18 protein-coding genes are annotated in these 13664 nt (G+C 31.2%); 8 read left to right on the top strand and 10 right to left on the bottom strand.

All coding sequences use genetic code 11. The annotated features are described in order from the left end of the window. The first annotated feature begins 16 nt into the window (after window positions 1–16). Entirely contained in the window at window positions 17–922 is a 906-nt protein-coding gene (locus tag Q4Q39_RS15235) for a hypothetical protein (RefSeq protein WP_303283416.1), read from the top strand. Here Q4Q39_RS15235 and Q4Q39_RS15230 read toward each other — a convergent pair. Then, window positions 915–1478, bottom strand: coding sequence for a DUF8465 domain-containing protein (locus tag Q4Q39_RS15230; RefSeq protein ID WP_303283415.1), 564 nt, complete (start codon window positions 1476–1478; stop codon window positions 915–917). The two genes, Q4Q39_RS15235 and Q4Q39_RS15230, sit on opposite strands and share 8 nt — an antisense overlap. 2 nt (window positions 1479–1480) lie before the next feature. Next, entirely contained in the window at window positions 1481–1672 is a 192-nt protein-coding gene (locus tag Q4Q39_RS15225; RefSeq protein WP_303283414.1) for a hypothetical protein, read from the bottom strand. A 178-nt stretch (window positions 1673–1850) separates the two neighbouring features. On the opposite strand from Q4Q39_RS15225, the gene Q4Q39_RS15220 reads away from it, so the two are divergent. From Q4Q39_RS15220 to Q4Q39_RS15210, 3 genes are all read left to right on the top strand, one after another. Further along, window positions 1851–3626 (top strand): T9SS type A sorting domain-containing protein, encoded by a 1776-nt coding sequence (locus tag Q4Q39_RS15220; RefSeq protein ID WP_303283413.1) that lies wholly within the window; start codon window positions 1851–1853, stop codon window positions 3624–3626. Between the two features lie 329 nt (window positions 3627–3955). Next, on the top strand, window positions 3956–4240 hold the full coding sequence (locus tag Q4Q39_RS15215; RefSeq protein ID WP_303283412.1) for a DUF2752 domain-containing protein: 285 nt from the start codon (window positions 3956–3958) through the stop codon (window positions 4238–4240). A gap of 9 nt (window positions 4241–4249) precedes the next feature. Beyond that, window positions 4250–4579 (top strand): CCC motif membrane protein, encoded by a 330-nt coding sequence (locus tag Q4Q39_RS15210; RefSeq protein WP_303283411.1) that lies wholly within the window; start codon window positions 4250–4252, stop codon window positions 4577–4579. Window positions 4580–4675: 96 nt separating this feature from the next. Here Q4Q39_RS15210 and rocD read toward each other — a convergent pair whose 3' ends face one another. The 4 genes from rocD to Q4Q39_RS15190 form a co-directional block, all read right to left on the bottom strand. Further along, complete coding sequence (gene rocD / locus Q4Q39_RS15205; protein WP_303283410.1) at window positions 4676–5920, bottom strand: ornithine--oxo-acid transaminase; 1245 nt, start codon at window positions 5918–5920, stop codon at window positions 4676–4678. 144 nt (window positions 5921–6064) lie between these two features. After that, window positions 6065–6445 carry a DUF6768 family protein gene (locus tag Q4Q39_RS15200; protein WP_303283409.1) on the bottom strand — a complete coding sequence of 127 codons (381 nt, stop codon included), beginning with the start codon at window positions 6443–6445 and terminating at the stop codon, window positions 6065–6067. A gap of 10 nt (window positions 6446–6455) precedes the next feature. Next, a complete protein-coding gene (locus Q4Q39_RS15195) occupies window positions 6456–6998 on the bottom strand; it encodes an RNA polymerase sigma factor (RefSeq protein WP_303283408.1) in 543 nt (180 codons plus the stop codon). Beyond that, window positions 6985–7506, bottom strand: coding sequence for a hypothetical protein (locus tag Q4Q39_RS15190; protein ID WP_303283407.1), 522 nt, complete (start codon window positions 7504–7506; stop codon window positions 6985–6987). The genes Q4Q39_RS15195 and Q4Q39_RS15190 overlap by 14 nt, the downstream gene beginning before the upstream one ends. A 117-nt stretch (window positions 7507–7623) precedes the next feature. Here Q4Q39_RS15190 and rlmD point away from each other — a divergent pair, with 117 nt between their 5' ends. From rlmD to Q4Q39_RS15175, 3 genes are all read left to right on the top strand, one after another. Next, on the top strand, window positions 7624–9036 hold the full coding sequence (gene rlmD, locus Q4Q39_RS15185; RefSeq protein ID WP_303283406.1) for a 23S rRNA (uracil(1939)-C(5))-methyltransferase RlmD: 1413 nt from the start codon (window positions 7624–7626) through the stop codon (window positions 9034–9036). Window positions 9037–9176: 140 nt separating this feature from the next. After that, window positions 9177–9749: a DUF6452 family protein gene (locus Q4Q39_RS15180; RefSeq protein WP_303283405.1), complete on the top strand. Its 573-nt coding sequence runs from the start codon at window positions 9177–9179 to the stop codon at window positions 9747–9749. Beyond that, a complete protein-coding gene (locus Q4Q39_RS15175; protein WP_303283404.1) occupies window positions 9715–10446 on the top strand; it encodes a DUF6048 family protein in 732 nt (243 codons plus the stop codon). The genes Q4Q39_RS15180 and Q4Q39_RS15175 overlap by 35 nt, the downstream gene beginning before the upstream one ends. An 81-nt stretch (window positions 10447–10527) precedes the next feature. Here the strand turns inward: Q4Q39_RS15175 and Q4Q39_RS15170 are convergent, their stop codons facing one another. After that, the gene (locus tag Q4Q39_RS15170; RefSeq protein ID WP_303283403.1) at window positions 10528–11535 is read right to left on the bottom strand and encodes a ThuA domain-containing protein; all 1008 of its coding nucleotides are present in this window, start codon (window positions 11533–11535) and stop codon (window positions 10528–10530) included. Window positions 11536–11707: 172 nt separating this feature from the next. Between Q4Q39_RS15170 and Q4Q39_RS15165 the strand changes: the two genes are divergently transcribed. After that, the gene (locus Q4Q39_RS15165) at window positions 11708–12151 is read left to right on the top strand and encodes a DUF7000 family protein (protein WP_303283402.1); all 444 of its coding nucleotides are present in this window, start codon (window positions 11708–11710) and stop codon (window positions 12149–12151) included. A gap of 87 nt (window positions 12152–12238) precedes the next feature. Here the strand turns inward: Q4Q39_RS15165 and Q4Q39_RS15160 are convergent, their stop codons facing one another. The 3 genes from Q4Q39_RS15160 to Q4Q39_RS15150 are packed head-to-tail and all read right to left on the bottom strand — an operon-like array spanning window position 12239 to window position 13636. Continuing rightward, window positions 12239–12661 (bottom strand): MGMT family protein, encoded by a 423-nt coding sequence (locus Q4Q39_RS15160; RefSeq protein WP_303283401.1) that lies wholly within the window; start codon window positions 12659–12661, stop codon window positions 12239–12241. A 4-nt stretch (window positions 12662–12665) separates the two neighbouring features. After that, a complete protein-coding gene (locus tag Q4Q39_RS15155; RefSeq protein ID WP_303283400.1) occupies window positions 12666–12821 on the bottom strand; it encodes a hypothetical protein in 156 nt (51 codons plus the stop codon). A 2-nt stretch (window positions 12822–12823) separates the two neighbouring features. Continuing rightward, window positions 12824–13636, bottom strand: coding sequence for an RNA polymerase sigma factor (locus Q4Q39_RS15150; RefSeq protein ID WP_303283399.1), 813 nt, complete (start codon window positions 13634–13636; stop codon window positions 12824–12826). Window positions 13637–13664: the final 28 nt, after the last annotated feature.

Here is a 13664-nt window from a genome sequence, read left to right as displayed (position 1 = left end):
CTAAAATCCAAACCCAATGCGCAGATTACTTTTAGTTTTAATACCTACATGTTTATTAAGTATATACTCATGTGATGATGGAGATGTAATTACTGTTGAACTAGATTTTGAAGACAGTTTTAGTGCTTGTGGAGAAACCAATTTAATATTTTATAAAACTAAAAATGACCCTTCTGAGTCTTTATCTTTAAAAATTAATAATTTTACTTTTGATGAACTTCTTGAAATTGATGAAAGTACTGGTGTTTTCACCAAAGATGTTACAATAAGTACCACAAATCCATTCAATTATAGGACTTATAGTAATACTACGTTACCTACTTCTGGTTTATTTTGTAGTGATGTTCCCCTTTCTGATGTAGTAATTACTCAAGATGTAGAAAGCACATCAGGAACCGCACAAATAAAAACCGTTTTAACAGAAGATGATAATGATGGGATCCCTGCAGAGTTTGAGGGTAAAGATGAAAATTTAGATACTGACGGAGATGGTATACCAAATTATATTGATGCTGATGATGATGGTGATAATATTTTAACTAAAGATGAAGCACCAGATCCAAATAATGATGGTGATTTTAGTGATGCAGAAGATACTGATGGAGATGGTGTACCTGATTATTTAGATGATGATGATGATGGGGATGATATTAAAACACGTGATGAAGAAAATCAATCTGTAGATTTAAACCCTGCAAATGATATTACCATTGGCAATACACCTGATTATTTAAATCCAGATGTTTCTACTGAAGTTAAAGCTACAGCGTATAGAACGCATAATATCACTCAAACACATACGGTAACGCTTACAATTTCTAATTTTGATTTAACATTAATATCTTTAGATGTATTTGATTTTGGAACATTAAGTGATTCTAGACTAACAAAAACTATAGAAGTAGAGACTACGTTTAATTAGGTTGTACATTCTGATAAATATACACTTCTGTTGCTCCTAAACCATATTTCTGATAATTAGCTTCATAAAATTTTATATTATTATAACGTCCGAATAAATACTCCAATTCTACTTTTAAAACGCCCTCACCAACGCCGTGAATAAATACAATTTTTTGAATCCGCTTTTTAATAGCAAACTCTAATTGGCGTTTCGCTGTATCCAATTGTAAGGTCAATATATCGTGTTTAGACATTCCTTTTGGAGATCTAACTAATTGATTAATATGCAAATCAATCTCCATAGTAGGTTCATACCTATCTTTTGCTCTCGTTTTAACCTGCTTTCTTTTTGATGGTTGCTCTTTTTCTGAAACAACAGCAGTAATCGTTGTTTTCGAAAATAATTCTCGGTTAAAAGTACTATTGGCCTTATTTAGAACCAATTCATTACTTTGAAAATCTAATAAAAACCCTTCTGTAGTCTCAATAGAAATAGTATTCCCCGAAATTTCTTTTATTATTCCAGATAAATTTTCATCTATAACTAAAACAGAATCACCTAATTTAAAAGACATGGCTATTCTTCTTTAGAATTATCAATACCATCATCATCCTGCTTACTTGGTATACTTCTAGATATTCTATATACTCCAATCATAAGTACAATAATACCTCCAATTAGAATATAGTCATTTTGCCCTGTACCAGATTTTGCATATGTAGCAACAATAGCTCCTAAAACTATTAATAGGTAATTAAAATACTTCATTAGTAACATGTCTTTTTGTGGTCTGCAAATTACATTAAAAATTAGATTTTAAATAATGATTTTACCGTCATTTATTTAAGAACACTTCCGTTTAAGTACATTTTATATCGATGAAATATTATTTTTTGTAAAAAAAAATATATATTTGTTATCCCAACTCATATTTAACCTATTAAAAATGTTAAGCAGACGTGCCTTTTTACTTCTACTATTAATAAGCAATCTCTCATTTTCACAATTATCAGTAAGAAATGATGCTTATGTTTTTATAAATGATGAAGTTGTCTTTGTTGAAGACGATATTAACCTAGGTGAAGCAGATAGTTCTATTTATTTGCGTAATGAAGCTCAAGTTGTTCAAGGGTCTGGTACCAGTGGAAATTCTGGTATTGGCGAATTAAGTGTTTACCAAGAAGGTAATGTTGGGGCTTATGAATATAATTATTGGTGTTCTCCAGTTGGTAGTAAAATAAATAACTCTGTAAATAACCCTTTTGGAGTCACATTTCTTAATGACTCTACGGGGATCATAACTTCAACACCAGCAAATGTTGGTCATTTTGGATATAACGGCATATCAAGTCCACTATCAATCGAGGCTTATTGGATTTGGAAATTTATAGCTTCAGACGAGTATTCTGAATGGATACACGTAAGAGGCGATACTTCTATAAATCCTGGAGAAGGCTTTTCTATGAAAGGAACAGCTGGTTCTGGTGATGCCCAACGGTATGATTTTAGAGGTAAACCTAACAATGGTACTATTAGTGTTAGTGTTTTAGATGACCATTTTACATTAGTTGGTAATCCATATCCATCTGCTATGGATGCTCTAGAATATATACATGATTTAGAAAATGCTGCAGTAATTACTGGTACTTTACATTTTTGGGAACAGGATCCAAACGTAGACTCCCATAACTTAAGAAGTTATGAAGGAGGTTATGCAACTTATACCATTAATTCTGCCGGTACTGTTGAGACTTACACACCTGCTACTTTTAGTACTTACAACTTAGATGGTTCTATTAATGGTGCTGCTAGTAGTAGTCCATCAGGAAAAAGACCACGCCAACACATACCAATTGGACAAGGATTTATGGTGGAAGGCACAGCGACTGGTACAGTAAAAGCAAAAAACAGTCATAGAGTATTCATAAAAGAAACGCATGCTGATAGTGAATTTTTTAAACATTCTAACACAAAAGACAAGACAAGTAAGTCAAAAAAATCTGAGAATGAGTTTTTTAAAGTTCCTAGTGACTATAAACGTTTTAGAATAAACATTGATTTTAATAATAGCTATACAAGACAACTAGTAGAAACATTTCATAACTCTACGTCCTTTGGTTTTGATTATGGTATGGAATCCAATATTAACCAAAGCGACATTTTAGCCTCGGATGCTCATTGGTTAATTGACGGTAAACCTTATCTCGCAGAGGCCTTACCTTATGATCTTTCTTTAAAAATCCCTTTAGCTATTAAGCTTAACAAAGAATCTCAAATTAGAATTAGAATTGCTGATATTCAAAATTTTGAAACAGATCAACCTATTTATCTCCATGATATAGAAAATAATACATTTATCAATCTGAAAGCTCAAGATTTTAATATTAATCTTGAAGCAAACAATTATACGGATCGTTTTGAAATTGTTTTCGATAAGAATAGCTTAAGTACTCCTGAAATTAATTTAGATGATCTAAAAGTATTCCAGAACAATACTATTTCTGAATTAAAAATTTCAAATCCAAATTCTTTAAATGTAAAAGGATTCAGTTTGTTTGATGTTGCAGGAAAAGAAGTTGAAAGCAAAAGATTTCAAAATAATTCAAAAAAAGCGTATACCTATTCCACAAAATCACTTAGTGATGGTGTATATATTCTTCAGGTAAATCTAGATAACAACCAAGTATTTAAGAAAAAAGTTATAGTTTCTAATAAAAAATAAGTCCACTTAAATTTATTGAGTGACCATTATTTAATGCTTATAAACTGTTTTTCTATATACTAAAATCATTTCAACATAACAACGTATGTAGCATATTTTCAGTATTGAGAAATATAATTCATATTGTTTTTTACTTATTTTAGCATAATGAACTCATTTAGACTTTTTGGATTTAAGTGAAAATTAGAAGTTGTTGCCTATGTTGAAGACTTTTTTGAGTTGCATAGCAGAGCTACGAAAGGAAAAAAAGACAAAAACAGACCTGAAAACAGCCATTTTTTAGCAAATTGAAAAAGTCTAAATGAGTTCAATATATAATTTTATTATACATGCAGGCTTTGAATGATTATATGTTACCATGCTTAAATAAAAAACTCTTTGGGATAGAATGCATGGGATGTGGTTTACAAAGATCCCTTGCCTTAATTTTTAAAGGTCAATTTGTAGATGCCTTTTATATGTACCCTGCCATTTATAGCTTAATTATCCTTTTTCTATCTATAGGAATAAATATTTTCTTTAAATTTAAACACTCCAACAAAATTATTGGTTCATTAGCTATCATTACGGTCACAATAATTATAATAAGTTATATCATGAAAATAATCAATTAAAATTAACAAATGGAACAACAAAAACTCAACCCAGCTATTGTTTACGTATTAGCTATTTTAGGTCTTTTATGCTGCTGTATTGGTGGACTAGGATTTATTCTAGCAGGTATAGCCTTTATAATTGCCCATAGCAAATTAAATGCTGCAAAACATAATCCAGAAAATTATGATCCAGATAGTATTAAAGCCATGAATACAGCTAAAATTGTAGCTTTGGTTATATTAATAATAAACATTTTGTATTTAATAAAATCTATATACACTATATATACTGTAGGTTGGGATGAGATTATGGAACGCTCTCAAGAAATGATGGAGCAATTTCAGCAAAATCAATAATACAACACTTAAGAATAAAAAAAGCGCCTATTCGGCGCTTTTTAATTTTTAACTATATATATTATGCTATTAAAACAAAGGTTCTTTCTAAACCATCTATTTTTCAAACTGCATAAGTGTTTTTATAATGATATTGACACAATCCAATAATTGTTCTTCATTCATTACCAAAGGAGGTGCAAATCGTATAATATTCCCATGTGTCGGCTTTGCTAACAATCCATTATCACGTAATGCCAAACAAATATTCCAAGCCGTATCACTATCTTCTTCGTCATTTACAAGAATAGCATTAAGCAAGCCTTTTCCTCTAACTAAACTAGCAATATTACTAGTTTCAATATATTTATTTAATTCACTTCTAAATATAGTCCCTAAGGTTTCTGCATTTTCGGCTAATTTTTCATCTCTTACGACTTCAAGAGCTGCCATAGCTACGGCTGCTGCTATAGGGTTTCCTCCAAAAGTACTTCCATGATTACCTGGTTTTATAACATCCATAATAGCGTCATTTGCTAAAACGGCAGATACTGGATACACACCACCGCTAATAGCTTTTCCTAAAATTAAAATATCTGGTGTTACATTTTCATGGTTAACTGCTAAAAGTTTTCCTGTTCTAGCAATACCCGTTTGTACTTCATCTGCTATAAACAAAACATTATATTGCTCACAAAGTGCTTTGGCTTTGGTTAAGTACCCTTTACTAGGAACATAAACCCCAGCTTCTCCTTGTATAGGCTCCACTAAAAATCCTCCAATATTTGGATTATTTTGTAATGCAGCTTCTAATGCTTCAAGATTATCGTATGCTATTTTTATAAACCCATTGGTAAATGGCCCAAAATTTTTACGTGCTACGGGATCATTCGAAAATGAAATAATGGTTGTAGTACGCCCGTGAAAATTATTTTCACATACTATAATCTCAGCTTTGTTTTCATCAATCCCTTTCACTTCGTAAGCCCACTTTCTACATAGCTTTAAAGCCGTTTCTACAGCTTCAGCTCCTGTATTCATTGGTAATAGCTTATCAAAGCCGAAAAATTCGCAAGCGAATTTCTCATACTTACCAAGCATGTCATTATGAAATGCTCTTGATGTTAACGTTAATGTTTGTGCTTGTTGCACCATCGCATTAACAATTTTTGGATGACAATGCCCTTGATTAACAGCTGAGTAAGCAGAAAGAAAATCATAATATTGTTTTCCATCTACGTCCCACACGTGTACACCTTCTCCTCTGCTTAATACGACAGGTAATGGATGGTAGTTATGAGCACCATACTCGTTTTCTAGTTCAATTAATTGTTGCGATGTTTGTTGTTCTAAAATTGCCATTTTAAAAAACTTTAAATATTAAAAATATGCAATTCCTTCTGTACCTTTATTCTTTCGAAGTGTCGAAAAAGCAGCGTGGGAGAGAAATCATCCCTAGGAATTGCAAAATTAATAAATATTTATCGTGTTTTAAAATCTTAATTACTACATTTTTCCAGATAACGAAGAAACCTGCAACTCTAATCGCTTTAATTCCCGTATTAATGCATTTTTATCCATCTGCATCCAAGCAAAAATCTTTAGCATGCTTACACCAAGCATAAATACAATACTTCCCATACCCCATTTAATCATTTCATTTGTAATATCCGAATTAAAGAATTGTATGGTACAATACACAAAGAGTCCAAAGAATACCAAGGTCATTAGATTCATTAAATACATAATCCATTTATTTTTTCCTTGGAATAATCCCCAAACCATTTGAAGTACATTTTGCTCTTCCAGTTCATCATAAAACTTTGCTTCTTCCTGAGTTAAAGTTTCTTTAATTAATTTGTCGATGTCTTCAATATTATTTTTCATTTCTTTCTTTTTATTGTTTATATTTTAATCTTTCTTTTAATTTTTCTCTGGCATGAAATAATCTTGATTTAGCTGTTCCAACAGATATATTCAAAGCGGCACTAATATCTTTTAACGAATAGTCACTAACATAAAACAATTGAATAACCGTTTGTTGATGTTCTGGTAATTGTTTAATAGCTTTTAAAAGTGTTTTCTTTAATAATTCATCTCCATCATCAATATCAATTATAGTTTCCTGCTCATATTTATAATCTTCTAAGGACTGTCTTGCCCGCTTATTAGCATTAAGTCTATCTACAGATTTAATATATACAATCCGTAAACTCCAAGCTCCAAAACTTTCTGGATCTTGCAACTTATCTATTTTATCTATAATCGTTTTCCAGCAATCTTGTGCAATGTCCTTAGCTACATCAGCATCTTTTACCAACCAATACGCTTTTTTACAAAATAATTTATGCCACCTTTTAACTAACTCTGTAAGGGCATTAGTATTTCCAGAAAGGTATTGCTTTACCAGCAACGCATCTATTGTTTTATCTTTCTTCAATTAGATATCGTTTATGAAACTTTTTACTTTTCTTGTACGTAATCATTCTTAAAAACTTAACCCAAAAAGTATAGGTTGTTTCTTTTTTTTTTGCTGAAAATTGATTTTCTAATTTATCAAAAGCATCTTCAATTAAAGCATCATGTAACCACCTTATTATGAATAACCAATAATAAACAGCAATTCCAGAAGTTTTCATTTTAATACTATGAATGATCTCAACCTTTGAATTATTTAATTCATTAATTTTAAACTCATGAGTTCCATTAAAACCTTTATTAGTAAATTTAAATACCATTCCATCAATATAATTGGCACTAGCTACAGTATACCTTATAGGACCATGCCCCCCTTTTGACCCTACTTTTAATCCGCTTTTAAAACGAATCGCTGGCCATTTTTCATAAGGCCAAATTTTATCACCTTTAGTTGATAAATTTCTAAGTAATTTATAGACCTCCTGCTTTGACTGATTAATGATTCGTTTATGTATATTTAAAACTTTCATATTATAAAGACAGTAAAAATCATAAAAGGTTCATTTTATTTTAAGGAGAAATGAATTTCCTTTAAAGTTAATAGAAATAAAGCGACATTTATTTGTTGCTATTATTATTTTTGCAGCATGTCTAGAAGAAAAGCAAAAAAACAAATTTTTGAGCAAGTAGAAGTTATTGATGCTGGTGCAAAAGGAAAAACAATAGCCAAAGCACCAGATGGAAAGGTAATCTTTCTCCCCAATGCCGTTCCTGGTGATATTATTGATGTGCAAACTTTTAAAAAACGTAAAGCTTATTATGAAGGTAAAGCCATAGCGTTTCATAAGTTATCGGATAAAAGAACAGAACCAGAATGCGAACATTTTGGTACTTGTGGTGGTTGTAAATGGCAAAATATGGCTTACGATCATCAATTATTTTATAAACAAAAAGAGGTTACCAACAACTTAACACGTATAGGACATATTGAACTCCCTGAAGTGACTCCTATCTTAGGGGCTTCAAATCAATACTTCTATAGAAATAAAATGGAGTTTTCTTTTAGTGACAGCCGTTGGTTAACTATAGAAGAAGTACAATCTGATGAAGATTTAGGAGATAGAAATGCATTAGGATTTCATATTCCAGGCATGTGGGATAAAATTTTAGATCTAAAAAAATGTCACTTACAGGCAGATCCATCTAACGCTGTTAGGAACGCGGTTAAACAATTTGCCATTGAAAATGAGTTAGAATTTTTCAATACTCGAAATCAAACAGGACTTTTAAGAACCATGATGATTCGTACATCCAGTACTGGTGATATTATGCTATTGGTTCAGTTTTTTAAAGAAGATAAAGCTAAACGTGAATTACTATTAGATTTTATTGCTGATACATTTCCACAAATAACGTCTTTACAATATGTTATTAATGGCAAAGCAAACGATACTATATACGATCAAGAAGTCATTTGCTACAAAGGAGCAGATCATATTTTTGAAGAAATGGAAGGCTTGAAATTTAAGATTAATGCGAAGTCATTTTATCAAACAAACTCAGACCAAGCGTTTGAGTTATACAAAATCACAAGAGATTTTGCAAAACTAACGGGTAACGAGTTGGTTTACGATTTATACACTGGTACTGGAACCATAGCACAGTTCGTTGCAAAAAAAGCGAGTAAGGTTATTGGTGTAGAATCTGTCCCAGATGCTATAATTGCTGCAAAAGAAAATGCACAATTAAATAATATAAATAACGTTGAATTCTATGTTGGAGATATGAAACAGGTTTTTAATGATGTATTTATTGAAACACATGGCCAACCAGATGTTATTATAACAGATCCTCCTCGCGATGGAATGCATAAAGACGTGGTACAACAAATATTGAATATTTCACCCGAAAAGGTTGTTTATGTAAGTTGTAACAGTGCTACTCAAGCAAGAGATTTAGCGTTGATGGATGCGACGTACAAAGTAACAAAAACACAAGCAGTAGATATGTTCCCACAGACATTTCATGTTGAAAATGTCGTACTGCTTGAAAAGCGATAAATATGTTGTTAAATCGATTAATAATTTCTAAAAATGATTATATATTAGTCAGGAAAAAAATTGATAAATAATACATACGTTAAGTATATTAAGGAGTTTTTATTTAACGAATAATAAAATAACGTATACAAAAAAGATTAATGAGAAAAACAAGTCTAATACTAATTGCAATCATAGCGCTTTATTATTTTAGTTGTGAACGCGATGATATTTGCCCAGACAGCACCCCCACGACCCCAAGATTAAAGATTGATCTTTTAGACGTAGCTAATTCAGATAACAAAAAGAATGTTTTTGACTTAGTTATTGTTGGTGTTACTGATGAATTTACAGGTGTTGTAAGTGTTAACAATGAATTTATTTTACCCGATTACAATTTTAGAGCTAGGATAGACAGCCTTCTTTTACCTCTAAAAACAACTGAAAACTCGACACAATATGTCCTTATAAAAGAAGCAGAAATTAATGACGCTGGTACTGAAGATGACACCTCTGATGATTATATTGATGGTAATCAAGATCTTATTACTATAAATTATAGCCGTGAGGAAGTTTATGTATCCAGAGCTTGTGGTTATAAAACTATTTTCAAAAATGTAACACTAAATCTGGATCCTGATATAGCAAATCGATGGTTAACATCCAGACAACCCCTAACCGATAACCAATCTGTAGAAGATGAAACAACACCGCATTTTACAATGTCTCATTAGTAGTATTATATGCTTATTTCTTTTTTGTTCATCTGTAAATGCACAAAATGATAGCATAGTTAGTACTCCAAAAGACTCCATAAAAGTAAAGTTGAAGTATGGTCTACGTGTAGGTGGAGATGTTGGGAAAATTGTCCGCTCATTTGTAGATGATGAATATACTGGATTTGAAATTTCAGCTGATTTCAGACTTAAAAAGCGCCTATATATTGCTGGGGAGATTGGAATTGAAGAAAAAAACACTGTTAATGACTATTTAGACGTTACCACTAAAGGTTCTTACATAAAAGCTGGTATAGACTATAACATGTATCAAAACTGGTTGAATATGGATAACATGATTTACTCTGGTTTTCGTATTGGAGCAAGCTCTTTTAGTCACGATTTAAATAGTTTCACGGTTTATAGTACAGACCAATTCTGGGCGCCTCAATTTTCATCAACTGAGAAGCAAGAATTTAGTAACTTAACGGCATTTTGGGCAGAAGTTATTTTAGGCATAAAAGTAGAATTGTTTAATAATTTGTATATGGGACTCAACGTACAGCTTAAAATATTAGCTAGTGAAACGGTCCCAGACGGCTTTGAAAATGTTTACATCCCTGGTTTCAATAAAACCTTTGACAGTAGTGGTATTGGTGCTGGGTACGGTTACACACTATCTTATCGTATCCCTCTTTTCAAAAAAGATAAATAACTTTAACCTATTCCGAAACAAACAATATATTCTCATCAATTACTGCATACTATAAGTTATACCCCATAGTTGGGTTAAAATCTATTTCTCAAATTTTCTAATACTCTTTCCGTCCTTGGTAGGAAAATCATTAGGAACATTTTGAGTGACATTTCCTGTAGCTGCCCATTCTGCACCTCGTTGCAGTGTTGTTATAAATCCAACACACTCCATAGAATAATCCATATGTCCTAAGGCTGAATGAAATATTCTGCCTTTACCATATTCAACAGCCATTAATAGTGGTTCATGCCTACCTGTTCGTCCTTCATTTTTATTTTCTTTCGTAGAATCAGCTTCTTCTCCAGAAAATGCAGTCGCTAGAACGGTCATGTTTTTGGCTGGTCCACGTAAACGCTCGTATAATTCATCTTTAGAGTGTAACCATGTGTCTGGAAGTCCCTTCATAATAGGATGCTCTGGCGCACGTGTTTTTAGTTGATATTCTAACTGAGGTCCATGACTTGCACAAGGTCCCTCAGAAGTATCATGTCTTAATGTATTATCAATATCATAATACACATAAGGGCCACTTTCTGTCGATCTACCACCCCAGCCTCCTAGTGCTATAATTTTATTATATTCTTCCCAATCTCCCCAAGCATTATTTGCAGCATGTATCAATACAAATCCACCACCATTAATCATGTAATCTTCAAAATTCTTTTTAGTAGTATCACTCCAATTAGCTGTTTTCCAACCAAAATTTGATATAACAACATCATAATCTTTAAAATTTGGACTAAATTGAGGGTCTGGTTTTGGTTCTTCAAGAGCGGTTCGCTTTATATCATCTATTGGATACATATCTAGTAATGCTTCAATGTTTTCAATACCCTCCATTTTATTAAAGTGAGGTCCCTGCCACATATAAGTGGTACGCTGTATATCTACATCAAACAGTCTTGTTTCTTCCAAATACCTTTTCATCATTATTGTTGTCTTTGGCCATACGCCATGATTATTTTGACCATCAATAATTAAAGCCTTTAACTTGTTTTTTTGAGTTACTTCGCATCCTGTGAACATAAAAATTAAAGTACAAAGCATGAAAAGTTTTTGAATTTTGAACATAAAATGTATTTAAAATAATTTAACTAAATATACAATTCTTAAATAAAACGCCTCAATAAATTAAAAGAAGAAGAAGCTCAAAACAAAAAATATTATTTCTTACAAAATATAAAGTTTTTAATTATGTTTGAAAGTAAAATATATAAGTATGGATAACATCACACTAGAAAATTATAAAATATCATTAAACTATATAAAAAAGCTAAGAACTCATTTTGCAAAAACATATCCTATTGACTATAAAGTAGGACAGGTTTACCAAGGAAATGTGGACTATTCATACTTTCCTTTTACTCCAACTTCATTGAAAAGCCAAAAACTAAAAATTGTGATTATTTTTGACCATATAAAAATGCTATTTGAAATTTGTTTGGCTGGACAAAACAGACAAATCCAAAAAGAATATTGGCAGATGTTTAAAGACAGTGATTGGAATAAGTATCACATACCCGCTACTCTCGAAGGGTTTTCAATTGTTGAACATATATTAATAGAACATCCTAACTTCAATGATTTTGATGCTCTAAACCGGCACATCGAAACCGAAACGATGACATTTATCAAAGATATTGTAAACGTTCTTGATGTTTAAAATATTCATATAAAAATATGATACTAAGTTAGCCATACTAATTATTATTTGAATCTAATTTTATGATGATTAAAAGCACCTACAAAACTAAAACGTAAATAATTCTTCTGTACTAAAGTTTACTTTTATATTTCCCGATGATTTCGGATAAGAAAGTTTAAACCCTTCATCTTCTAATTTTGAGGCACATACTTCAACGTATTTGGAATTGATGATTTCTCTATTCTTTTTCACAACACGCCAGTAAGGAATCTTATTGTTAGATTTTTCTTCTGATAACATTTCTGTTATTTTCTTTATCCCATTTGCTGTTCGCATCGGGCAAGTAACATCTACTCCAAAATCTTTAGCCATTTTCTTTGCAAGCGTATCAATAGTTGCAATTCTTCCTAATGGAATTATGCGCATTAACGCTTCTATCATACTTATTTCAGGATGAAGCATTTTTCCTTTTCCTCCGAAAAATTTTTCCATTTTTTCAGGAATATCAACAATCTTTGGTTTTATCATAATCCTAATTGTATTGAAAATTGACTACTATCATAATATCTATTGCATTCCCATTTTGAAGCGCATCTTTGTAAAAAGCAGTTTTTGTAAAAATATCTTGAAGTTTTTCAGTTGTTTGAGTGTTCCATACTTCAATATATTTATTTATAGTTTCTATCATGTTTAAAAATTTACTGCATGTATTACTTTCTGTATTTCTTTTATTATAGCTTCTGGTGTTTTAAAATTAGGAACCGTTTGATATACAGAAACCGTATCTTCTAAAAGCTTAATTTTTGAAATCAAATCGATACTCCTTTTACTATGTTGAGCAAACCTTAATTCTTTGGGATTAATAATATCTTGATTTATTAAAAAATCAATCTTTTTACTACACCTACATGGATTATTTGAATTTACCAATCCGCATTTATTATTTAAAAAATTACGGATTTTAGCTCTCGCCCTTGATAATTTTTTTCTAAAATTTTCAGGCGTTATATCAAGTATTTTAGCGCCTTCTATACTATCGAACTCTAGAATTTCGGATAACACATAGACCATTCTATCCACCGAATTCAAACACATTAGCAAGCCTTGGGTGCAACTAACCTTTACTTCTTCTTCTAATAGGGAAAGTTCTCCCTCATTTTGTGTATAATGAACGACATCAGACTGACATGAGTCTATTAAAATAGAGTATTCATCAAAAGACATTGAAAAAACCAAAGACTTTTTTTCTTTATGAGTTAACAAATAATTGGTAGCAACCCTATAAACCCAAGTCTTAAACTGGCTTTTATAATTGAAAGTACCTAAATGTGTTATGACCTTTATTAATATTTCTTGGGTAGCATCTTTTGCTTCTTCTGGAATAAGTAACATTTTGAGAGCGAGATTATAAACCAAATCTTTTATCTCAATAACAACTTTTTCAAGTGATTTTTTATCTCCTGAATTTGCCTTTTCAACTAATATTTTAAGCTTATCATTCATACGCTATACTAATTAGACCATTTAAAAA

The organism is Flavivirga amylovorans (genome assembly GCF_030540875.1).
Taxonomy (GTDB): Bacteria; Bacteroidota; Bacteroidia; order Flavobacteriales; family Flavobacteriaceae; genus Flavivirga; species Flavivirga amylovorans.
Note: the sequence above shows the minus strand (reverse complement) of the source record. Positions and strands in the feature narration are given on the sequence as shown.

What these genes read in the sequence shown, in the direction of transcription:
- Q4Q39_RS15235 (WP_303283416.1), top strand. Translation starts at nt 17, where the DNA reads ATGCGCAGATTACTTTTAGTTTTAATACCTACATGTTTATTAAGTATA.
- Q4Q39_RS15230 (WP_303283415.1), bottom strand. Translation starts at nt 1,478, where the DNA reads ATGTCTTTTAAATTAGGTGATTCTGTTTTAGTTATAGATGAAAATTTA.
- Q4Q39_RS15225 (WP_303283414.1), bottom strand. Translation starts at nt 1,672, where the DNA reads ATGAAGTATTTTAATTACCTATTAATAGTTTTAGGAGCTATTGTTGCT.
- Q4Q39_RS15220 (WP_303283413.1), top strand. Translation starts at nt 1,851, where the DNA reads ATGTTAAGCAGACGTGCCTTTTTACTTCTACTATTAATAAGCAATCTC.
- Q4Q39_RS15215 (WP_303283412.1), top strand. Translation starts at nt 3,956, where the DNA reads ATGCAGGCTTTGAATGATTATATGTTACCATGCTTAAATAAAAAACTC.
- Q4Q39_RS15210 (WP_303283411.1), top strand. Translation starts at nt 4,250, where the DNA reads ATGGAACAACAAAAACTCAACCCAGCTATTGTTTACGTATTAGCTATT.
- rocD (WP_303283410.1), bottom strand. Translation starts at nt 5,920, where the DNA reads ATGGCAATTTTAGAACAACAAACATCGCAACAATTAATTGAACTAGAA.
- Q4Q39_RS15200 (WP_303283409.1), bottom strand. Translation starts at nt 6,445, where the DNA reads ATGAAAAATAATATTGAAGACATCGACAAATTAATTAAAGAAACTTTA.
- Q4Q39_RS15190 (WP_303283407.1), bottom strand. Translation starts at nt 7,506, where the DNA reads ATGAAAGTTTTAAATATACATAAACGAATCATTAATCAGTCAAAGCAG.
- rlmD (WP_303283406.1), top strand. Translation starts at nt 7,624, where the DNA reads ATGTCTAGAAGAAAAGCAAAAAAACAAATTTTTGAGCAAGTAGAAGTT.
- Q4Q39_RS15180 (WP_303283405.1), top strand. Translation starts at nt 9,177, where the DNA reads ATGAGAAAAACAAGTCTAATACTAATTGCAATCATAGCGCTTTATTAT.
- Q4Q39_RS15175 (WP_303283404.1), top strand. Translation starts at nt 9,715, where the DNA reads ATGAAACAACACCGCATTTTACAATGTCTCATTAGTAGTATTATATGC.
- Q4Q39_RS15170 (WP_303283403.1), bottom strand. Translation starts at nt 11,535, where the DNA reads ATGCTTTGTACTTTAATTTTTATGTTCACAGGATGCGAAGTAACTCAA.
- Q4Q39_RS15165 (WP_303283402.1), top strand. Translation starts at nt 11,708, where the DNA reads ATGGATAACATCACACTAGAAAATTATAAAATATCATTAAACTATATA.
- Q4Q39_RS15160 (WP_303283401.1), bottom strand. Translation starts at nt 12,661, where the DNA reads ATGATAAAACCAAAGATTGTTGATATTCCTGAAAAAATGGAAAAATTT.
- Q4Q39_RS15155 (WP_303283400.1), bottom strand. Translation starts at nt 12,821, where the DNA reads ATGATAGAAACTATAAATAAATATATTGAAGTATGGAACACTCAAACA.
- Q4Q39_RS15150 (WP_303283399.1), bottom strand. Translation starts at nt 13,636, where the DNA reads ATGAATGATAAGCTTAAAATATTAGTTGAAAAGGCAAATTCAGGAGAT.